Genomic DNA, 21,244 nt, shown 5'->3' with positions numbered 1-21,244 from the left:
TAGCATAGGTTTGTTATAGCCGGAAATCTGGTTAAAATTTCCAGAGAATCAAAGGTAACCAATTCAGAACTTTTTTAGGTAAAGCTTTAATACCTATTCAATAACGCCTGATTTTTAACGCGGCTTAAACATACCCCTGATTGAATCTTGTATCCGGAATATATCACTCATTCCATATAGCCCAACCGACTCTTCCAGATGGTCATTTGAAGGTTTTTCTTCTACTCCCGCAGCAATCAGGTGAACTTGATTCGCAACGTCTGGTAAATATTTCATGAGATAAATAGCATCAAGAGAAATCCTTGCTACACCATCATTATAGACGGCTCCCCTGGCTTTTACATCCTTCAAGTCCTTTAATTCCGGAACCCGCGTAAAAACCTGATCATAAAATTCTATAATAGGATAATTATTCTGTCCAACCAGATCATGGATATAAGCCGCATAAAACTGACCATCCAATTGGAATGAAATTACATCTTTTGATCTGTAGAAAGTGATACTCTCGCGATGCCCTGGTCTTTTTTTAAGTAGTACCGGATCAGAATTTAAAACAGCCTTGATCTCTTCCGTTTTTCTGAAAAAATGATCACTCAGCACCACACCTTTATTCAATTTATCGATTGCCTTTAATGCCTGCGTAGTAATTACTTTATCCTTAAAACCATACTTATGCAATAAAACAGCTAATACAAGAACTACTTTTTCTTTATAATAAGCACCAACTTCCTCTTTTCCGGCATTCAGTACGCAATTCCAGCGGGATAATAATTTAGGAAGGAAATCTGCCTGCTGCTGTTCCGCAGTTTCAAATTCCCCATTCATTGACCAGCCTACCAGTCTGGCCAGTTCATCATCAATACAGGAGACTATGGCTCCGGCTGCTAATTTATCTAATATCTGCTGATGCGTCATTTAACTAATTTCTAGTGGTAATCCTTATGTAATATCAAAAAGCTTGCCCGCTCCTCTTTCTTGAAAGGCACATTCCAATTTCCCTGGTACGTAATCTTGGTCGGTAATTTATCCTCCCCAAAATAGCCCATTTCAATATTCATCTGCACATTAAAATCAAACAGCATATTGCTGTATTTCATATCTACATAACGCCCAAGAATTGCAAAATCACGCTTATCAAAAATCGTAACCAATTCCTTGATCATTAAGCCATCCTTAGTCCATGAACTTAAATCATTCTTCACACTCACCCTGAAACGGTATACCGGGATCGAATCCAGGTAAGTTCCGCTCTGGAAATTATAATCATAATACTGGCGCATATTCGGCGTAAAAATCTCCGTTTTGCTGCCAATAAAAGGAATCCCTTTTACCGGTTTCCCAGGATTAAAAATCAGTGTTTTCAACTTGTCTTTATAGCTTGAATTGCTATCACCCCTGCCTCCCGGAGAAGACGTAGCGGTATTGGAAACCAGATCAGACTTATAAGCATTCATAAAAATATAATCGAACATTTCTATCGTATACAACTGATACTTGCCATTCTTCTTAAACACCTTGCCTGTGTCCTGTTTAACCAGGTACTCCATTCTTACAGGCCCGGAACTGGAATGCCTGATCTTACGGTAAATCTTTCCGTTTACCTTATTTTTCTTATCGTAAGTATAAATCCTGTTTTCAGCAATGAAACTATACTTTTTCATCTTTCTGAAGGCTGCATAAAAACTCGTATCAGTTGTGATCGCCCTGATAAAAGTTTCCACACTCAATTTCTGAGCAACAATATTCACATTGGAATCCAGCTGGATCGTCTTAAGCGTATCCGGATTGAAACGAGGGATCTCCTGCGCAAAACCTCCAAACCAGCAAACCACTAAAGCAGCAAAAAGAAACCCCTTCATTTAGTTCCCCAATTGCTTTAAAGCGATATAAGCCATCAGGCCAGTAGATATTTTCAACGCATCTTCATCTACATCAAAATTTGGATGATGTACAGAATATTTAGTCCCCTTAGCTTCATTTCCCGTACCTAAACGATAGAAACAAGCATCAGTAACCTGAGAATAATAAGCGAAATCTTCCGCAGCCATCCATATATCCAGATCAACTACATTTTCTTTCCCTAAATAATCTTCCGCATAACCTCTTGCACTAGCCGTTAATTTTTCCTCATTCACTAAGAACGGATAGCCATGCATGATATTAAACTCACAACTGCCACCCATACTTTCCGCAATCCCCTCAGCCATTTTCTTCATCAAACGTTTCGCTTCCGCACGCCATTCCTCATTCAGTGTTCTGAAAGTCCCTTCAATCTTTACTTCATTCGGAATAATATTAGTCGCACCATTGGCAATCACCTTTCCAAAAGAAAGTACAGACGGTAACCTTGGATCTGCATTACGGCTTACAATCTGTTGTAAAGCCACAATAATATGAGACGTAATCAGCACAGGATCGATGTTCTGCTGAGGTTGCGCCCCATGTCCGCCTTTTCCTTTAACCGTTACATACAATTCATCCGCAGATGCCATATAAATCCCGGAACGGAAACCTACTTTTCCAGCATCTATCCATGGCATCACATGCTGTCCGATAATACTCGCCGGCCTTGGATTCTCCAGTACCCCTTCAGCGATCATCAAACTTGCCCCACCCGGAAGAATTTCCTCACCCGGCTGGAAAATCAATTTAACCGTTCCACCAAATTCTGCCTTCATCTCATTCAGAATATAAGCAGCACCTAACAAAGATGAAGTATGTACATCATGTCCGCAGGCATGCATAACCCCTGCATTTTTCGATACATAAGGCTTGTCATTCGCTTCAACAATTGGCAAAGCATCCATATCTCCACGAAGCGCGATCACCTCGTCAGACGGCAGATCCCCCTTAATCAGACCTACTACACCAGTATTGGCCATACGCGTAAAAGGGATGCCCCACGAGGTCAGCTTATCCTGAATAAATGCGGAGGTCTGGAACTCTTCAAAAGAAAGTTCCGGATTCATATGAAGATGCTGACGATAACCTACAACATCCTGAAATATAGTATTTGCTAAATTTTGAATCTGTTCTTTGTTGATCATTTGATTGGCTATAAACGGGGTGCATTGATTTTTTCTCTGAAGATGAACAAAGTCGGAAACGTTGACCTGAGTTCATTCATCAGTCTCTGAGCTTCCAGACGCGTTCTGAAATCGCCCACACGGAGATAATAATTTGGTTCTTTATAAGTAATATAGGTGTTCAGCTTTGGATAAGCCGATTTAAAACGTGCCTGTTCATTAAAGGTCTGTCTGCGGTCCGAACCATAAAATACCTGTACACGAAAACCCATCGGTGAAACAATTGCTCCACTTCTGTGCCCCGTTCCCGGAGCTGCTTTTTTGCTTAAAGCGATCCTTTTCTCGATCAGGCTGTCTACCAGCGGATCTTTCACAATGACCACTTCTCCTCTTTTCTGGGCAAAGCCAGCAAAAGAAAAGCAACAAATAATAAATGTAAAAAGTGTTTTCATAGGAAAGGTTACAAATTGTGCTAAAAAAAGAATGCCGATTTCTTTTTACAAAAATCGGCATTCTTTATGTGTATTACAAATTACAGTCCTGCACCATGGCAGTTTTTGTATTTCTTGCCGCTTCCACAAGGACAAGGATCGTTTCTTCCGATAGTAACTTCTTTACGGATTGGCTGTTGCGGAACCGGCTCACGCGTATCCTCAAACTGCACATCACCTGTACTGGTTGAAGAAGCAAATTCAGGTTTTGACAGTTGCAATTTGCTTGGCGCTGGCCTTGGTTCCCTTACCTCCTTGATGTCATCAGCTTCCTGCTGCATCGGGATACCACCTTTATATAAGAAACTTACTACTTCTTTATTGACTGCATTCAACATGTTTTTAAACAAATTGAAAGCTTCCATTTTGTAAATGATTAACGGATCTTTCTGCTCATAAACTGCATTCTGTACAGACTGTTTTAACTCGTCCATTTCACGCAGATGCTCTTTCCATGATTCATCGATTAAAGCAAGAACGATAGTTTTCTCAAACGACTTCGTCACTTCTCTACCATGATTGGCTATCGCTTTTCTCAATTCTACAGGAACCTGGATACTTCTGATTCCATCAGTAAAAGGAACAACGATTTGCTCAATATGCTCACCACGTTCTTCAAACACCTGTGTTAATACCGGCATCGCCTGAAGAATGATGTTCTCAGATTTTCTAGCGTAAAACGTAGTTGCTTCTTCAAACAACTTGTCTGTTAAAATATGAATGCTTCTTGAACTGAATTCAGCTTCAGTAATATCAGTATCCAAAGAGAAGTTTTTAATGACCTCTAATTTGAAACCTTCGTAGTTACCAGCCTCTTTGTATTCAGAAACAACATCTTCAGCCACATCAAATACCATGTTGTTCATGTCTACATCAAGACGCTCACCAAACAAAGCATTTTTACGTTTTGCATAGATTACAGAACGCTGTGAATTCATCACATCATCATATTCCAGCAAACGCTTACGGATACCAAAGTTATTTTCTTCTACTTTTTTCTGTGCACGCTCAATAGATTTGGTAATCATTGAATGCTGAATTACTTCACCATCTTCAATTCCCATTTTGACCATGATATTAGAAATACGCTCAGAACCGAATAAACGCATTAAGTTATCTTCCAGTGACACGAAGAACTGAGAAGAACCCGGATCTCCCTGACGACCTGCACGACCACGTAACTGTCTGTCTACACGACGCGACTCATGACGCTCTGTACCAACGATAGCTAAACCACCTGCTTCTTTAACACCAGCACCTAATTTAATATCCGTACCACGACCAGCCATGTTGGTTGCAATCGTAACCGTTCCGGCCTGACCAGCTTCAGCTACAATATCAGCCTCTTTCTGGTGCATTTTCGCATTCAGTACGTTGTGTTTAATACCACGTAACTTCAGCATGCGGCTTAACAGCTCAGAAATCTCTACAGAGGTAGTACCCACCAGTACTGGTCTTCCCGCCTGTGTTAATTTTACGATTTCTTCTGCAAGTGCATTATATTTTTCACGAACAGTACGGTAAACGTAATCCTGCTCATCCATTCTCTGCATCACTCTGTTTGTAGGTATCTCTACCACATCCAGTTTGTAGATAGACCAGAACTCACCAGCTTCAGTTGTTGCTGTACCAGTCATACCACATAACTTATGGTACATTCTGAAGAAGTTCTGTAAAGTAACTGTCGCATAAGTTTGTGAAGCATCTTCTACTTTCACATTTTCTTTAGCCTCAATCGCCTGGTGTAAACCATCAGAATAACGACGGCCATCCATAATACGACCAGTCTGCTCATCTACAATTTTGATTTTTCCCTCATCGATGATGTATTCTACATCCATTTCGAATAAGGTATAAGCTTTTAACAATTGATTGACAGAGTGAACACGTTCAGCTTTGATCGAGTAATCCCGCATCAAAGCATCTTTCTGAGCAATCTTATCTTCGCTTTCTAAAGTTGATTTCTCAATTTCAGCAATTTCAGTACCTACATCAGGCAACACGAAGAAATGCTCATCCTCACCAGATTTAGTGATCAGCTCAATTCCTTTTTCCGTTAATTCTACCTGGTTGTTTTTCTCATCGATATAGAAATATAAATGTGAATCTACTTTAGGCATATTTTTCGACTGATCAGCCATGTAGCTGTTTTCAGTTTTTAGCAGGATATTTTTGTTATTTCCTTCACTTAAAAACTTGATCAGTGCTTTATTTTTCGGTAAACCACGGTATGCTCTTAATAAAGCTAAACCACCTTCGCCTTCTTCAGTTCCGGTTTTACCATCTGCAATTAATTTTTTAGCTTCATTTAAAGCTTTAGTCACATATTCTCTTTGTGCATTTACCAGACGTTCGATTCTTGGTTTCAGCTCATGAAACTCATGCTGATCTCCAAAAGGAACCGGACCTGAGATAATCAATGGAGTACGTGCATCGTCAATTAATACGGAATCGACCTCATCCACCATTGCAAAGTGCAATTTGCGTTGTACTAACTGACCTGGCTCCTGCGCCATATTGTCACGCAGATAATCAAACCCAAACTCATTATTTGTACCATAAGTAATATCAGCCAGGTAAGCATTTCTGCGTTCCTGAGAGTTAGGCTCGTGTTTATCGATACAATCTACTCTGATACCATGGAATTCGAATAAAGGGCCATTCCACTCCGAGTCACGTCGTGCCAGGTAATCATTCACTGTTACAATGTGTACACCCTGACCAGCTAAAGCATTCAGGTAAGCAGGTAATGTACTTACCAGCGTTTTACCCTCACCCGTTGCCATCTCAGCAATTTTACCATTATGTAATACGATACCACCGATTAACTGAACATCATAGTGAACCATGTTCCATACTACTGTACTTCCCGCAGCATCCCATGAATTGGCCCAGTAAGCTTTATCACCTTCAATTTTTACGTTAGCTCTGCGTGCTGCATATTCTCTGTCGTAGGCAGAAGCTGTAACTTCAAGAGTTGGATTTTCAGCAAAACGTCTTGAGGTTTCTTTCACCACTGCAAAAGCAGCCGGAAGAATTTCCATCAATACAACTTCTAATTCTTTATCTCTGTCTTTTACCAATACATCGATCCGCTCATAAATGGCAGTTTTTTCAGGTAATGATAAATCCTGACTATCAGCATCAGTTTTCAGGGTACTAATTTGAGTATCAATCTCCGCTAAAGATTTGGCTATAATGTCTTTAAAATAGACAGTTTTGTTACGCAATTCATCATTGCTTAAGGCCGAAAGCTTAGCGTATTCTTCATTTATCTTAATGACAAGTGGTTGGATTGCCTTAATATCTCTTTCTGATTTGCTTCCAAAAACTTTGGTTAAAAATCCCAGCATCGTTTTATTTATGTTTTATTTGTTTTAAAATCATCATTTTACAACAACCAAGCCACACCAGTCTACAGGTCACTTTGGCAGTTATCGAGGGATAAAACTACAAAATATCTTGTAATTGTAAGGGCAATACCTGCTTTATTTAAACAGATAAGTACAATTTGTCATCTTGCGGTAATGATTGAATGAATATAATTTAGAAGAGTCTGTTTAAAATTTAGGCAAAGCGTTTATCTTTGCTGAATATGAATATCTTATTATTAGGTTCTGGTGGAAGAGAAAGCGCTTTCGCCTGGAAAATGAGCCAATCTGAGCAATGCTCCAAACTATTTATCGCACCAGGTAATGGTGGAACAGCAGCATATGGTAAAAATGTAAACCTGAATCCGAATGATTTTGCGGCAATCAGAACATTCGTGTTAACAGAAAAGATTGAACTTGTTGTGGTAGGCCCTGAAGAACCTCTGGTAAACGGTATTCATGATTTTTTCCTGGCGGATGATAAACTTGCAGGCATCCCGGTTATCGGCCCTAAAAAAGAAGGTGCTATACTGGAAGGCAGCAAGGATTTCTCTAAAGAATTTATGGCACGCCACAACATTCCTCACCCTGGTTCTAAATCGTTCACCAAAGAGACTTTGGCAGCAGGATTAGCTTACCTGGAAACCCACAGCTTACCGGTTGTTTTAAAAGCAGATGGTTTAGCAGCCGGAAAAGGTGTATTGATTTGTGAAACCGCAGCAGATGCACAAGCTGAACTAACCCTGATGTTAAGTGAAGGCAAGTTTGGAAATGCAGGTGCAATCGTGGTGATCGAAGAATTCTTAACAGGAATTGAATTGTCAGTATTTGTATTGACTGACGGTGATAATTACGTGATTTTACCAGAAGCGAAAGATTACAAACGTATTGGTCAGGGTGATACCGGATTAAACACAGGTGGTATGGGCTCCGTTTCTCCGGTTCCTTTTGCAGATGAAAAATTCTTAAAGGAAGTTGAAAACAGCATTATCATTCCTACAATTAACGGCTTAAAGAAAGATAAAATAGATTATACAGGTTTCATTTTCTTTGGACTATTCAAGGTTGGTGATCAACCAATGATTATTGAATATAACTGCAGAATGGGTGATCCTGAAACTCAAAGTGTAATCCCAAGAATCGAGAATGATCTGGTAGAACTTTTCATCGCAGCATCGAAAAAGCAGTTAAAAGATGTTCAACTGAAGATCAGTCCGAAAAGCGCAGCTACGGTTGTAATTGTAGCAGGTGGTTATCCTGGAGATTATGAAAAAGGCAAAGTAATGACCGGAATTGATAACATCCGTAAATCATTAGCTTTCCACGCAGGAACAATTGCAGAAGGTGGCGTGATTAAAAGTAACGGCGGACGCGTATTAGCGGTAACAAGCTTACAGGATAACATGTTTGAATCATTACAATCAGCAACTGCTGACGCAGCAAGGATATATTTTGACGGAAAATACTTCAGAGAAGATATAGGTTTTGATTTGATGTAAGATCAAAATAATGAATTACTAAAAGACCCGCAACAATTGTTCCGGGTCTTTTTTATATCATGTGGCCTACCCTTTTTTAGGTCTCCTGATCAAAGTTGAATCGATATTAACCTTGATGCTACCTGTTAAAAATTATAGTTTCACAAAAAAATATTATTCATTCAAATCCTTATTTTGAATATAAACAAATAATAAATCGGTTTATCAAAACTGATGTTTGTAAAAAATTTAACCTCTCTTCAGGAAAACATGAAATAATTATAATATAATTTTTAATATATTTATAATTAACAAACCAATCCTATCCTTATGAGAAAATTAATGATCAATGCAATGATTGCTGGCTGTATGCTGGGATCATTGACACTTCAGCCAGTTCTTGCAGCAGCAAGTACAATTGTAAATGCTAAAGGCGCAGCCATCGATTATGGCAAAGTAAAACAAGGCAAATATATTGTCTCTTTGTTTGGAGATAGTGCCCAGAATTTTACAAGTGCACAAGTGTATGACACAATTAGTGGCACATGGCTAAATGTAACCTCCATTACAGGAAGAATTGCTCCTGATGGCAAGGCAAATGCAGTGATCCGCTATGACAATGGTACTAAGACTTTGTATGTAGTAAATCAATCATTTATTCAGTAATACAAATAAGCCCGGTTATCTGCCGGGCTTTTTGATAGTTATGCTTTCAGCCCTTCCGGCAATGCGATCTCATCCATATTCGCAAGAATTGCATTTTCAATTAACACGATCCTTTGCTTTAACAAACCAGCCATTTCTGCTGTAGGTGCAATATTAAAAGGATAACAACCAGTAACCGGTAAACCTCCCTCCACATTTGAAATCCACTTTTTAGCCAGATCAACATAATCTGCAAGTACATGAACCGTGTTTTTAGGGCCGTAAATATCGAGGTACATCGGAGGAAGATCGCCCACAACTACCCATAAAAAGTTATCATCCTTACTCGCTGCATTATCAATTTCATATAAAAAGACACATAGCTTCTCCCCCAAATTGAAATACAGAGAAGATCCGGTAACAGCCTTACACCAGGGAAACCCTTTGAGGTATTGAGTTGCGCGTTCCTGCATAAGGATCACTTCACCATAAAAGTCAAGATTTTCTTGTAATTCAGTTGTTTTTATTGGGTAGATCATATTTAGTGTGAAGATAAGAATCGCCTGTTAAAAGTTCCAATTTCCATCCCTTGAATAAGAATAATAACAGGAAATAAACATCATAATCAATCCAGCCACCATAAAACCAAACTCTATATATTCAGAAGACTTATTGTCAAGAATGAATTTCTTACAATCTCCCTCTTTGTAAATAACTTTTACAGACTCTCCTTTTCTATAAGCTGAAGGCATTGACCCTAATGAATACTCCTCCTCTACACTAACTCCATCCAATGTTTCATAACTCACGATCGGATAATAACTCCTCCCACTCAATACAAGATCAGAAACAACACCCGAAGTTTTAACTCCAAACTTCTTAAAGCGCTTCCGGTCAATAACTTTAAAAAGACCAAAACCTGACAATAATAAACCCACAATTAATAAATATACCATCTGATTATCTTTCTTAAAAACCTCAATTTCAATTTATTACGTTAACGCTGCGATTAGACAGGTGAACGCTTCCCAATATACCATTTAAACGAGAACAAAGCCAATCATGTAGCGATTTATTTACGTTAAAATAAAAAATCATACCATAGAATTAACAACCCTATATAACGCCTTGTAAAGCGTATCAACCCCTGCTACTCGCTAGGTAGATTCCCCGATGAACAAAAGTTTGTGGACAGAACCTGTAATCAGCCTGTCAGGTCATGACCTTAAAGTCACTATTCCGGAAATGAGTGTAGCTGAGGAATTGAAATTCCCAAAAAACTGTGATAACTGTGTAATTAATATCAGTACAAAATATATTGACCTGGATAAAGGATTTTTCTATGAACTTACTGATAGCTGGAAAACAGAGGTTAACAAATATCAGGTCAAGCTTGCAGCACAAGAAAAGATTTTCAAACTGCCAGAAGGCTGTTTATGCATTACCAGTATGTCCATCCAGTATTTCCACAAGAAACACCGGCTAACCATGTTGTATAACCATAAACTATTCAATCCGGCACAAATTTGCAATGCTGTAGTCACTACCGGAACTTTTGTTTATCAAAAACAAGATAAATGGACTTCATCTAACTGGTCTAAAGCAGCTTTTGATAAGTACGCCACCATAAATCAGGCACTTCTCCATTAACAGCCATTGTATAATCTTCATATCGGCAGGGCACCAAATGGAAACGCTCATTTTTAGAAACTCCCGAAGGATAGGGAACCTGCATCCACCAGCGGTCAGATTTCTTGCTTTTCACAAAAAGCATTTCACCCGAACCATCGTTCAGGCTTGCACGATAAATTAAATATTGAGACTTAGGATTTAATGGAAAATCTTTTTTACGGTTATAAAAACCATCTACAAAATACCAAACCATCTGGCCCAGCAACATTGCTGACTGGCTGCCATGATCAAACGCGGGGTTAAATTCATAAAAGCCGACAGAGGTTAACTTATCATTTAATCCCGCATAATGGGCAATCTTACAAGCCTGCTCCCCATAAAAACCATTTGGGCCGGCATTCCCGTTTGCAGAAGAATCCGAAGAACGGATGCAAGAAAAATCAAAGCTCATCATGTTTGCATTCCTGATGACAGGTTCAGCAGAACTCACATCTGTTAAAAACTCACCCAAACGGTGAACATCGAAATACAGTTTATTCATTACCTTCAGACTATCCTGATTAACCAGGTAAGTCTGATAACCGATGTTACTGAAATTAAACAGGTAATTAGGCTGATGCATAAAGATCTTATTCAGATAAGTATCCGATCTGGTTGCCATACTTCCCTGCTCATTTTCATCTTCATCCAGATCAAACCGGCTATCCACCACTACCAGATCCACTTTTTGCTCCAGCGCTTCATAAGCCATGTATTGTGCATAAGTCAGATCCTGGCCACCACCAATAATAACCGGAACAATATCCAGTCTGATCAGCTCGGTTACTACCATCTTAAGCGCAATGTAAGTATCAGAAATTGTCGCTCCGGCAATAATATTACCCAAATCAACAATTCTGCTTTCAAATGCACCTTCATGCAGCAAATAAAACTGCTCTCTGAAGTAATCAGGCCCTAAAGAACAACCATTATTATTTACCGCAGCACGGTCATCCTTTACGCCCAGAATCGCAATATCAAAGGTTTTATCACCCAGCTCAGGAAATTTTTCCGTGTAAAAACTAGTCTTCATTCCCAGCTGACTGGTATAAAAGCCCTGTTTAGGCGTGAATTTTTCGAGAGTTAAAGGGGAGAAAAAATCGGATAAGGACATAATTAATGGTATCTATGCTGTCAAATATCTATTTTTGAGCTCATATATTAATGAACATCCTAAAAAAAATGAAATGATTTTAGTTACCGGTGCCACAGGATTTTTAGGAGCTGAACTCATTCACCAGCTTACCGGGCAGGGACACCCATTACGCGCCCTGAAAAGAGAAGACTCCGTAATCCCAGCGATACTATCCGGTAATACATTGATTGAATGGGTAGTAGCCGATATTAATGACTTGTCCACACTTGATGATGCTTTTGATAATATCACAAAAGTATACCACTGTGCAGCCAAAGTATCATTTGATCCTAAAGATAAAGCAATCCTGCTGAAAGTTAACATTGAAGGAACCAGTAATGTGGCTAATTTATGTGTGCACCATAACGCGAGGCTCCTTCATGTCAGTTCTGTTGCCGCGTTGGGCGAGGCTAAAAAAGGAATGCAGATTACCGAAAAAGACTTTTGGGAATACGATGCCAATGTCCATTCCTATGCCATCTCCAAATATGAAGGAGAAATGGAAGTGTGGCGCAGCATAGCTGAAGGCTTAGAAGCAGTTATTGTAAATCCATCGGTCATCATTGGCCGCAATGCCGGATATACGGGCAGTGGCGCAATTTTCAAACTCGTTAAAGATGGTTTAGGCTATTATACCAAAGGGGCAACAGGAATTGTAGACGTTGAAGATGTCGCAAAAAGCATGATTCTACTGATGGAAAGTGAGATCACAGGTGAAAGATTTACAATATCAGCAGAGAATTACCATTATAAGCAGTTTTTTTCAGAGATTGCCAAAGGAATGGGTGTTAAAGCCCCATCAAAAGAGGCTAAACCATGGATGCTTGGTGTTGCATGGCGGGCAGCAAAACTAGCTTCCTTATTTACGGGAAAAGCAGCCGCATTAACCAGCGATGCCGCAAAAAGCAGTTTAAATATAAGTTTATACAGTAACGATAAAATCAGGAATAGTACGGGTATCACCTTCAAGCCCCTGCATCAAAGCATTCAGGAAGTATGTGCAGGTTTAAAAAAACTTTAAAATGAAGCAAAAGAATATTTACATCATTGATTTCGACAGCACTTTCACACAGGTAGAGGCTCTGGATGAGCTTGCCCGCATTTCCCTCAAAAAGCATCCCGACAAGGAAGCCATCTTTAAGAAAATTGAAGACCTGACTAACCTGGCGATGGAAGGAAAACTATCATTTGGTGAAAGTCTGGCGCAAAGAGTAAAATTACTGGAAGCCTCAGAAGATCACCTGAAACAATTAATTACCCGCTTAAAGAAGAAAGTATCCAAATCTTTTTCCCGCAATGCGGAATTTTTTAAAAAACATGCTGACCAGGTATTGATTGTATCCGGCGGTTTTAAAGAGTTTATTACCCCGGTCGTGAGTCAGTATCACATTAAAAAAGAAAATATTTACGCCAATACGTTTGTGACTACAGGTGATGGTAAAATCATCGATTATGATCATGCAAACCCATTAAGTGAAGAAGGTGGTAAAGTAAAACTGATGCAGCACCTGAACCTTGAAGGCGATTTATACGGAATCGGCGATGGATATTCTGATTTCCAGCTTCGTGAAAGCGGAATGATCAAAAAATTCTTCGCCTTTACAGAGAATATTTCCAGAGAGAGCATTGTGAGCAGAGCTGATCATGTGACGCCTAGCTTCGACGAGTTTTTATACGTTAATAATCTGCCAAGGGCGATTTCCTATCCAAAAAACAGGATTTTATGTCTTGCAATCGGCGATATTCCAGAAGAAAGCCTTGCACTTTTAAAGAAAGACGGTCTTTCTGTCCGTCACAAAACGTCTTTTGAAGACAAATATGTGAAAGATGTCCATATGATCTTGCTGGGAAAAGGCGAGAAAATGGATCCGGAGAAATTAAAGCTTGCATTGAAGTTAAAAACGATTGGTTATCTTGGCAGCACAACCAGTAAAATGGATTTACAAGCTTGTACAGCAATGGGTATCGTGGTTTTTGAAGATCCAAAAAATAACCCGAGAAACGCCAACTTCATCCCTAAAAGGATGTTGGATTTCATGAATAAAGGGACTACTTACCTAAGTGTTAACTTCCCGAATTTACAGTTGCCGAGAATTGATGCTTCACACCGGCTCATTCACGTCCACCATAACGTTCCGGGAATTATGGCGCAGATCAATACTGTTTTTGCGAAACACAATATCAATATTGTAGGCCAGTTCCTGATGACCAATCCATTGATTGGCTATGCGATTACAGATATCAATGCAGAATATGATCAAGACCTTTTTAAGTCTTTAAAGAAAATTGAACAAACTATAAAATTCAGAGTACTTTATTAAAATGGAACTTACACCAGAAATAAAAAGCAAGCTGGACAAATTACAGGAAAAGTATGAAGCTATGGGCCAGGATATGGCCGCCTATCTGGATGGGCTGCTTTATGCCGATTTCTTAACTTACTGGGATTACATCCACCTTGACACCTTATTGAGCCTGCAAAGTCCGAAAACACCTTTTCCGGACGAAGAGATTTTCATTATGTACCATCAGATTACAGAGCTTTATTTTAAGCTTTGCCTGCATGAGTGTAAACAAATTGCGGAACATCCTGCGCTGACAATTGAGTTTTTTACGGCGCGTGTCAAACGTATCAATGCCTATTTCAATGCGCTGACCAGCTCTTTCGAGGTGATGGTAGACGGTATGGAAAAGGAACAATTCCTTAAATTCAGAATGTCTCTGTTACCAGCCAGCGGTTTCCAATCTGCACAATACAGAATGATCGAAATTTGTGCAACTGATTTTACAAGATTAGTAGATAAGAGCAAAAGAGAAGAGCTTGCCAATGCCAGTTTAGAAGAGAAATTTGAAAACATCTACTGGAAATTCGGGGCTACTGAATTGTCGAGCGGAAAACAGACCTTAACTTTAAAACAGTTTATTACTAAATATGCTGCGCAGTTTTTGCAATTGGTTAAAGACAGGGAGTTCAATAATTTCTCTGCTTTGTATACCCGTTTTGAAAAGGAAGGTCTGGATGTGACCCTGTTAGCTGAAGAATTAAGAAAGCTGGATCTGTTTGTGAATGTAGAATGGCCGTTGTCACATTACAAGTCGGCGGTCAGGTATCTGGAGCGGGATCCGGTAGACATCGCTGCTACAGGAGGAACCAACTGGCAGAAATATCTGCCTCCGCGTTTCCAGAAAAGAATCTTTTATCCGTCTTTATGGACAGAAGAACAATTGGAAGAATGGGGTAAGGCCTGGGTGCTGAATGTACTGAAAAGTATCAAAAAATAATTCATCCTTGCAAACTGCTCTTTATTGATAATGCAGCGCTCAATACCGGGCAAATGTCATAAAGAGAAATAATATATTATATAAGACGAATATTTCGTAATTTTGTACTGAAAAATAAGAGAAACCGTGATAGATACCTTAACTATAAAAACCACAAAAGCTGGTCATTCCAGACTGGCTGAAACAGATTATACTGACTTGCCTTTTGGAAAAGTTTTTACAGACCATATGTTTGTGGCTGATTACGAAGATGGCGAATGGAAAAATTTCGAAATCCTTCCTTATGGCCCTATTCCGATGAGCCCTGCTATTTCTGCTTTACATTATGGACAGGCAATTTTTGAAGGGCTGAAAGCTTATAAGCAGGCAGACGGCGGCGTAAGCGTATTCAGAGCTGATAAAAACTTTGCACGTTTCAATAAATCTGCTACCCGTATGGCGATGGCAAATATTCCTGAAGAAGTTTTCATGCAGGGTATCGCAGCGCTGATCAGCATGGATAAAGCATGGGTTCCTGCTGAAGAAAATTATTCTTTATACCTCAGACCAGTGATGTTTGCTACAGACCCTGTTTTAGGTGTAAGACCATCTTCAACTTACAAGTTTGTGATTTTGGCTAATCCAAGTGCTCCATATTACAGCAAACCTTTAAAAGTTAAAATTGAGACGCATTATACACGTTCTGCTGAGGGTGGTGTTGGTGCAGCAAAAACTGCCGGAAATTATTCAAGAGCAATGCTTCCGACTGTGGAAGCACAGGCTGAAGGTTTTGACCAGTTAATCTGGACGGATGCTAAAGAACATAAATATTTAGAAGAATCTGGTGCAGCCAACCTGATGTTTGTGATCAATGGTAAAATTGTAACGCCAGAAGTTCGTGAAACGATTCTGGATGGTGTAACCAGAGATACGATTATCCTGCTGGCAAAAAGCATGGGTACTGAAGTAGAAGAAAGAAGAGTACTGATCCAGGAAGTGCTGGAAAATATCGAAAACGGAAGCTTAACAGAAGCTTTTGCTGTAGGTACTGCTGCAACGGTTACACAAATCAGCGAGATTACTTATGAAGGTAAAACTTACCAGTTAACAGATCCTGCCACACGTACTGTTTCTACTGGAATTGCTAAAAAATTAAACGATATCCGTTATGGAATTACAGCTGATGAGTTCGGCTGGAACTGGTCGGTTTAATTCAAAATAAAATAATTTAAAAAAATGGGGATGTTCATCGTATATGAGCATCCCTTTTTTTATATTTATGGAAAGGCAGCCATTCCGGCATCCTGTTGGGGATAACATATCACACAAATGAAAACACAATTAAAAAACTTCAGCACCAGATTAATTCTGACCCTGATTTTCATAGCTGGCCTTTCCAGTTACAGCAAAGCGGAAGACATCCGGATGGTGATTAAAGAAGAGCGTGCAAACTGTACAGGTATGGGCCCCCAAACCTGTTACCTGGTCAAATATACAACCAGTAAAGACTGGGAATTTTTTTATGGTGGCATCGTAGGATTCACCTATAAGCCTGGTTACCGGTATACCCTTTTGGTTTCCCGTACCAAAAGAGCAAATGTTCCGGCAGATGCATCCAGCTACAGCTACAAAGTGAAAAGGATTTTAAAGCGTCAGAAAATATCCCGCGGTACCGAAAACACGAACACAAATACCGCTGAAGCAAACTTCATCTTTAACCATAAATGGAACTTAATCCAGCTGAACGGTATTACCCGGGAAGAATCTCCTGCTTATCTGATCTTTCACCGCGAAGACCAGCGTTTCAACGGTTCTGCCGGCTGTAACAGCATTTTTGGAAGTTATGAGTTCAGTAAAGGTGCCATTACTTTTAAACAGATCGGAAGTACCATGATGGCCTGTTCTGAAGAGAAAATGAAACTGGAAAATGATTTCGTAAACCTGCTGAACGATAAAACATTCAGGTATGACATTGCAGATCAGACCTTAAACCTTTATCTGGGCAATAAGCTGGTTGTGATGTTTGGAATGTCCGGCCTGCAAACCGATACGCCATAACCATTCAAAAAGATAGCTACAGGAAAGCATGCTGCATTAAATGCAGCATGCTTTTTTTTGATCAGGTAACATCTATTACACAATACCAATAATGCGCCGCCGCTTTCTTAGTTTTGCGCCACTAAACTTTCCACATGAAGAATCATTTACTTTTCAGTCTGGCAGCCGGGCTCTGTTTCAGTTTCAATCTACAGGCCCAGCAACACAGACTTAATTTCGCACAAACGCAGGGTCTCTCTCCTTCGTTAACCAAAAGCCTGAATAAAGTTACAGGCTGGAGCGATGAAAATCATTACATAGAAAAAGACGAAAAGACTCAGCGTTTATATGCGGTAGATATCAATTCGGGTAAAAGAACTGCCTACACGCCTCCTCCTAAAAGTGATGTGGACGTCATGGTAAAAGACAACGATGTTTATATTCAGTATGGTAAATCAGCACCTAAACGCTTAACGAATAGCCCTGAAGAAGAGCTCAATCCGACACTTTCTCCGGATGGAAAATATGTAGCTTTTACCCGTAAAAGTGACCTTTATGCCGTTGATGTGACTACAGGCAAAGAAATCAGGTATACGACTGATGCTACAGATGTAATTTATAACGGTTATTCTTCGTGGGTTTATTTTGAGGAAATACTGGGCCGTCCTACAAAATACAAATCATTCTGGTGGGCTCCGGACAGCAAGCACCTTGCTTTTATGCATTTTGACGATACCAACGTACCCATGTTCCCGATTAATGGTTCAACAGGGCAGCATGGCTATGTAGAAAAAACACATTATCCAAAAGCAGGTGATCCAAATCCTGAAGTTAAAATAGGTTTTGTTCCTTCGGCAGGCGGTACCATTGTATGGGCTGATTTTAATGAAAAGGACGATCAGTATTTCGGTACTCCGTACTGGAGCTATGATGGAAGTAATATGATGGTTCAGTGGATGAACCGCGGACAGGATAACCTGAAGTTTTACGCGGTTAAACCGGAGACCGGTGCAAAAAAAGAAATCTATGATGAAAAGCAATCATCCTGGGTAGATCTGGACTTTGATGGCCGGATTACTTATTTGGAGGATAAAAAACAGTACATCCTGAAAAGTGATAAAACAGGCTGGGCACATTACTACCTGTATACACTGGACGGTAAACTGGTGAATCCATTGACCAGTGGTAAATGGCAGGTAAAAGATATTGTTAAAGTTGATGAGAAGAACAAAGTAGTTTATTTTACAGCGAATAAAGAAGCTTCTACCACAACCGATCTGTACAGTGTCGGCTACAATGGTAAAAATTTAAAAAGACTGACTTTCGGGAACTATACCCATGAGATAGCAATGTCTCCTTCGGGCGATAAATTTATTACGACTTATTCCAACGTATCTACCCCGTTTAAACAAACCTTAGTAGACCACAGCGGAAAAATCATCAAAGAAATAGCAGACAGTAAATCTGCCGGTTTCGCTGGTTACAATATCGGTAAAACAGAAATGATCACGATTCCAACCGGTGATGGCTATAATCTGCCTGCGGTAATTACTTATCCGGTAGATTTTGATGAAACTAAACAATATCCTGTGATATTCAGTATCTATGGCGGCCCTAATGCCGGAACTGTAAAGAACACCTGGAAAAAAGCTGACTTGCAGTGGTGGGCAAATGAAGGGATTATCCAGATTGAGGTAGATCACCGCGCCTCTGGTAAATTCGGTAAAGAAGGTGTAGCCTTAATGCATAGAAACCTGAGTAAATGGGAGATGAAGGATTATATTACTGCCGCAAAATGGTTAAAAGCAAAACCGTGGGTTAATAACAAAAAGCTATTGATTACTGGCCATAGCTATGGTGGTTATATAACGACGATGGCTTTAACTTACGGTGCAGATTATTTTGATTTTGGTTACGCAGGAGCCCCGGTTACGAGCTGGGAACTTTATGACAGCGTATATGCAGAACGCTTTATGGACACGCCTAAGGAAAATCCTGAGGGATATAAAAATGCTTCTGTATTAACTTACACCAAGAAGTATAAAGGTTTAATGCGTATTATGCATGGCGACATGGATGATAACGTACATATGCAAAATACAATTCAGCTGATTAACAAGTTAGAAGATGAAAACAAACACTTCGAACTGATGATCTACCCAGGTGGCAGACATGGCTGGAAAGGTGTTAAAAGCAAGCATGATTTCTCAGAACGTGCACGCTTCTATTATACTAATCTGTTAGAAAAACCAGCCCCGGCAGAAGTCCTGCAATAAAAATAAGCGCTTTAAACCAGAAAAGGCTGAACGACTATGAAGTTGTTCAGCCTTATTTTTTTCTTCTCCGGCGAGCCTCTCTCCGCTGCTCCCTATCACTTTTCATTTTCTCAAACTTAGCAATCTGCGCATCAATCTCCGCCTGTTTCTCTGGCGTTAACCCAACCGTATATTTAATTCCCTGTAATAACGTTTTCCAGATAAAACTAAAAAAAGAAATCTTCGGATCCCGCTGAAAATAGATGGAAGCTCCAACCATCTTACCCTTGTCATCCGGATTATCAGGCCTGATCACCAATGAATTTGCCAGCATAGAAAACAACCCCAGTTTGACAAGCCTGTTTTTCCCCTCCACCTTCTTCATCAGGCCAATTGACAAATCCTTATACCGGAAACTCAGCTCACCGCTTGCCTTTGCCTCATCAGCCACCACATTAAAACTTAATTTTTTCACCAGGCCACTGTTCACCTGCAACATCCCCAGAGGCTTGGTAATCCTGTTCAAAAATCCTCCATCCATAGCTCCCAGCTCCCCCTGATAAGAAAAGGCACCATTCTTAGCATTCAGATCAAACTTAAAGTTGACCATCAGCTTTCCTTGTCCCATCATATACGTATTCAGATTAGCCAGCATAAAAGGGTGCTTAGCTTTTACCTTCTCCTGGTTGGTTACATTTAAAATTGTTCCTGAAGTCTTCTCGAAAGTAATCCTGCCCTTCTGCTTGCTATCACTATCAAACTCCGCATAGCTAATATCCACATCACTCAGATTCAACTTCTTCACCGTTAACTGCGCCTTAACCAGCTGCAAGAGCTGATGTGGAAATTTCCCGACCCGCTCTATCCCCTGCGATGGCAATGCATTGTTATTGAACACAGACACAAAACCATTGGTAATATTCATCTCCTGTGCCGCAAGCTCCTGCTTTTTGATATAAAGCGGCAAATCGATTCCACTCAAACTAATATCACTCAGCTGAATACTGAACCGCTCTTTGGAAAAACCAACCTTACGGCCAAAATCCATTTCCGAATACCGTGGTACTACCGCAAACTTCTTCACATTCAACTTCCCGGTCGAAGCGGCAAAAGAGAACTCATTCAACTGTATATGATACAAACTATCAGGCGTAGCGAATTGATAATCATTCAAACTGATTAATACATCTTTTAACAGATAAATCCGGGTAGGATCAGTAGCCGACTTTGCATCAATCAACCAATCTTTTAACGTAATATCCAGTTTATCCAGAGAATCAATTTCCGGTACAGGCAAATTTTTATTGATATACTTGAAGCTTACATCCTTTAAACTGACCGTGTTTACACGCACCAGCTTTAAAAACTTCGAGATATATTCATAAGGAGATTTATTAGGCCTTGGAGGGCGGTTCTCATTGAAGTCAAACTGCCGGTTGATCATGACTACTTTAGGATGCTCAAACAATAGCTGCCCTACACTCAGCTCTTTATTTTTGTAAATACTGAACGGATGAAAATTGCGGATGGTCAGTTTTTTCAGGCTAACCTCATAAATATTATTCGGTGCCCGTTTAAGCTTGATCAGCTTATTAAAAATAGTGGTATCGGGAATAATCTTCACATTACTGACAGAAGCATTCCCCAGCAGGAAATTGGTATTTACCGTAGAAAATTCAATACGATATAAGCTATCCGTAGAATTCAGTACCAAATCCTTCAGTTCCTTCATAATAACAGGCCTTAGCTTTACGCTAAGGTACCATGACATCGCATCTGCCGCTACAAACAACAGAAACATGACAGCGGCAACCCATTTAATTACAGTAAATGTTTTTCGGGTTTTTCTCCTCATGCCTAACCAGCGTCTAAAA

18 protein-coding genes are annotated in these 21,244 nt (G+C 39.8%); 9 read left to right on the top strand and 9 right to left on the bottom strand.

Features of this window, described 5'->3' with window-relative positions:
* Positions 1 to 114 precede the first annotated feature (114 nt).
* From AB3G38_RS18250 to secA, 5 genes are all read right to left on the bottom strand, one after another.
* On the bottom strand, positions 115 to 915 hold the full coding sequence (locus tag AB3G38_RS18250) for a hypothetical protein (RefSeq protein ID WP_367865233.1): 801 nt from the start codon (positions 913 to 915) through the stop codon (positions 115 to 117).
* Between the two features lie 11 nt (positions 916 to 926).
* Positions 927 to 1,859, bottom strand: a complete 933-nt coding sequence (locus AB3G38_RS18245; RefSeq protein WP_367865232.1) for a hypothetical protein — start codon at positions 1,857 to 1,859, stop codon at positions 927 to 929.
* On the bottom strand, positions 1,860 to 3,047 hold the full coding sequence (locus AB3G38_RS18240) for a M20 family metallopeptidase (RefSeq protein ID WP_367865231.1): 1,188 nt from the start codon (positions 3,045 to 3,047) through the stop codon (positions 1,860 to 1,862).
* 8 nt (positions 3,048 to 3,055) lie between these two features.
* Positions 3,056 to 3,478, bottom strand: coding sequence for an SPOR domain-containing protein (locus AB3G38_RS18235; RefSeq protein WP_367865230.1), 423 nt, complete (start codon positions 3,476 to 3,478; stop codon positions 3,056 to 3,058).
* An 80-nt stretch (positions 3,479 to 3,558) separates the two neighbouring features.
* Entirely contained in the window at positions 3,559 to 6,870 is a 3,312-nt protein-coding gene (secA, locus tag AB3G38_RS18230; RefSeq protein ID WP_367865229.1) for a preprotein translocase subunit SecA, read from the bottom strand.
* A gap of 242 nt (positions 6,871 to 7,112) precedes the next feature.
* Between secA and purD the strand changes: the two genes are divergently transcribed.
* Positions 7,113 to 8,387: a phosphoribosylamine--glycine ligase gene (purD, locus tag AB3G38_RS18225; RefSeq protein ID WP_367865228.1), complete on the top strand. Its 1,275-nt coding sequence runs from the start codon at positions 7,113 to 7,115 to the stop codon at positions 8,385 to 8,387.
* Between the two features lie 309 nt (positions 8,388 to 8,696).
* Positions 8,697 to 9,032 (top strand): hypothetical protein, encoded by a 336-nt coding sequence (locus tag AB3G38_RS18220; protein WP_367865227.1) that lies wholly within the window; start codon positions 8,697 to 8,699, stop codon positions 9,030 to 9,032.
* A 38-nt stretch (positions 9,033 to 9,070) separates the two neighbouring features.
* On the opposite strand, the gene AB3G38_RS18215 is transcribed toward AB3G38_RS18220, so the two are convergent.
* Together AB3G38_RS18215 and AB3G38_RS18210 are read right to left on the bottom strand one after the other, a co-directional pair.
* The gene (locus AB3G38_RS18215; RefSeq protein WP_367865226.1) at positions 9,071 to 9,550 is read right to left on the bottom strand and encodes a hypothetical protein; all 480 of its coding nucleotides are present in this window, start codon (positions 9,548 to 9,550) and stop codon (positions 9,071 to 9,073) included.
* 27 nt (positions 9,551 to 9,577) lie between these two features.
* Positions 9,578 to 9,967 (bottom strand): DUF3592 domain-containing protein, encoded by a 390-nt coding sequence (locus AB3G38_RS18210; protein ID WP_367865225.1) that lies wholly within the window; start codon positions 9,965 to 9,967, stop codon positions 9,578 to 9,580.
* Between the two features lie 217 nt (positions 9,968 to 10,184).
* Between AB3G38_RS18210 and AB3G38_RS18205 the strand changes: the two genes are divergently transcribed.
* Positions 10,185 to 10,661, top strand: a complete 477-nt coding sequence (locus AB3G38_RS18205; RefSeq protein ID WP_367865224.1) for a hypothetical protein — start codon at positions 10,185 to 10,187, stop codon at positions 10,659 to 10,661.
* Here the strand turns inward: AB3G38_RS18205 and AB3G38_RS18200 are convergent.
* Positions 10,609 to 11,796, bottom strand: a complete 1,188-nt coding sequence (locus AB3G38_RS18200; RefSeq protein ID WP_367865223.1) for a formimidoylglutamase — start codon at positions 11,794 to 11,796, stop codon at positions 10,609 to 10,611. The two genes, AB3G38_RS18205 and AB3G38_RS18200, sit on opposite strands and share 53 nt — an antisense overlap.
* A 73-nt stretch (positions 11,797 to 11,869) precedes the next feature.
* Between AB3G38_RS18200 and AB3G38_RS18195 the strand changes: the two genes are divergently transcribed.
* The 6 genes from AB3G38_RS18195 to AB3G38_RS18170 all read left to right on the top strand — a co-directional run bounded on the left by AB3G38_RS18195 (position 11,870) and on the right by AB3G38_RS18170 (position 19,391).
* Complete coding sequence (locus AB3G38_RS18195; protein WP_367865222.1) at positions 11,870 to 12,838, top strand: NAD-dependent epimerase/dehydratase family protein; 969 nt, start codon at positions 11,870 to 11,872, stop codon at positions 12,836 to 12,838.
* Between the two features lies 1 nt (position 12,839).
* On the top strand, positions 12,840 to 14,138 hold the full coding sequence (locus tag AB3G38_RS18190; protein ID WP_367865221.1) for an HAD-IB family phosphatase: 1,299 nt from the start codon (positions 12,840 to 12,842) through the stop codon (positions 14,136 to 14,138).
* 1 nt (position 14,139) lies between these two features.
* Entirely contained in the window at positions 14,140 to 15,099 is a 960-nt protein-coding gene (locus AB3G38_RS18185) for a tryptophan 2,3-dioxygenase family protein (protein ID WP_367865220.1), read from the top strand.
* A gap of 126 nt (positions 15,100 to 15,225) precedes the next feature.
* A complete protein-coding gene (locus AB3G38_RS18180; RefSeq protein ID WP_367865219.1) occupies positions 15,226 to 16,290 on the top strand; it encodes a branched-chain amino acid aminotransferase in 1,065 nt (354 codons plus the stop codon).
* A gap of 117 nt (positions 16,291 to 16,407) precedes the next feature.
* Entirely contained in the window at positions 16,408 to 17,136 is a 729-nt protein-coding gene (locus AB3G38_RS18175) for a DUF4377 domain-containing protein (protein WP_367865218.1), read from the top strand.
* 134 nt (positions 17,137 to 17,270) lie between these two features.
* Complete coding sequence (locus AB3G38_RS18170) at positions 17,271 to 19,391, top strand: DPP IV N-terminal domain-containing protein (protein WP_367865217.1); 2,121 nt, start codon at positions 17,271 to 17,273, stop codon at positions 19,389 to 19,391.
* 52 nt (positions 19,392 to 19,443) lie between these two features.
* Here the strand turns inward: AB3G38_RS18170 and AB3G38_RS18165 are convergent, their stop codons facing one another.
* On the bottom strand, positions 19,444 to 21,225 hold the full coding sequence (locus AB3G38_RS18165) for a hypothetical protein (RefSeq protein ID WP_367865216.1): 1,782 nt from the start codon (positions 21,223 to 21,225) through the stop codon (positions 19,444 to 19,446).
* Between the last annotated feature and the right edge of the window lie 19 nt (positions 21,226 to 21,244).

It is taken from the genome of Pedobacter sp. WC2423 (assembly GCF_040822065.1).
GTDB lineage: Bacteria > Bacteroidota > Bacteroidia > Sphingobacteriales > Sphingobacteriaceae > Pedobacter.
This window is presented reverse-complemented; position numbering and strand designations above follow the sequence as displayed.

Excerpts from the sequence above, each read along its gene's own strand:
- AB3G38_RS18235 (WP_367865230.1), bottom strand. The coding sequence starts at position 3,478 with ATGAAAACACTTTTTACATTTATTATTTGTTGCTTTTCTTTTGCTGGC.
- AB3G38_RS18220 (WP_367865227.1), top strand. The coding sequence starts at position 8,697 with ATGAGAAAATTAATGATCAATGCAATGATTGCTGGCTGTATGCTGGGA.
- AB3G38_RS18175 (WP_367865218.1), top strand. The coding sequence starts at position 16,408 with ATGAAAACACAATTAAAAAACTTCAGCACCAGATTAATTCTGACCCTG.
- secA (WP_367865229.1), bottom strand. The coding sequence starts at position 6,870 with ATGCTGGGATTTTTAACCAAAGTTTTTGGAAGCAAATCAGAAAGAGAT.
- AB3G38_RS18185 (WP_367865220.1), top strand. The coding sequence starts at position 14,140 with ATGGAACTTACACCAGAAATAAAAAGCAAGCTGGACAAATTACAGGAA.
- AB3G38_RS18215 (WP_367865226.1), bottom strand. The coding sequence starts at position 9,550 with ATGATCTACCCAATAAAAACAACTGAATTACAAGAAAATCTTGACTTT.
- AB3G38_RS18210 (WP_367865225.1), bottom strand. The coding sequence starts at position 9,967 with ATGGTATATTTATTAATTGTGGGTTTATTATTGTCAGGTTTTGGTCTT.
- AB3G38_RS18205 (WP_367865224.1), top strand. The coding sequence starts at position 10,185 with ATGAACAAAAGTTTGTGGACAGAACCTGTAATCAGCCTGTCAGGTCAT.
- AB3G38_RS18170 (WP_367865217.1), top strand. The coding sequence starts at position 17,271 with ATGAAGAATCATTTACTTTTCAGTCTGGCAGCCGGGCTCTGTTTCAGT.
- AB3G38_RS18190 (WP_367865221.1), top strand. The coding sequence starts at position 12,840 with ATGAAGCAAAAGAATATTTACATCATTGATTTCGACAGCACTTTCACA.
- AB3G38_RS18165 (WP_367865216.1), bottom strand. The coding sequence starts at position 21,225 with ATGAGGAGAAAAACCCGAAAAACATTTACTGTAATTAAATGGGTTGCC.
- AB3G38_RS18240 (WP_367865231.1), bottom strand. The coding sequence starts at position 3,047 with ATGATCAACAAAGAACAGATTCAAAATTTAGCAAATACTATATTTCAG.
- purD (WP_367865228.1), top strand. The coding sequence starts at position 7,113 with ATGAATATCTTATTATTAGGTTCTGGTGGAAGAGAAAGCGCTTTCGCC.
- AB3G38_RS18250 (WP_367865233.1), bottom strand. The coding sequence starts at position 915 with ATGACGCATCAGCAGATATTAGATAAATTAGCAGCCGGAGCCATAGTC.
- AB3G38_RS18245 (WP_367865232.1), bottom strand. The coding sequence starts at position 1,859 with ATGAAGGGGTTTCTTTTTGCTGCTTTAGTGGTTTGCTGGTTTGGAGGT.
- AB3G38_RS18200 (WP_367865223.1), bottom strand. The coding sequence starts at position 11,796 with ATGTCCTTATCCGATTTTTTCTCCCCTTTAACTCTCGAAAAATTCACG.
- AB3G38_RS18195 (WP_367865222.1), top strand. The coding sequence starts at position 11,870 with ATGATTTTAGTTACCGGTGCCACAGGATTTTTAGGAGCTGAACTCATT.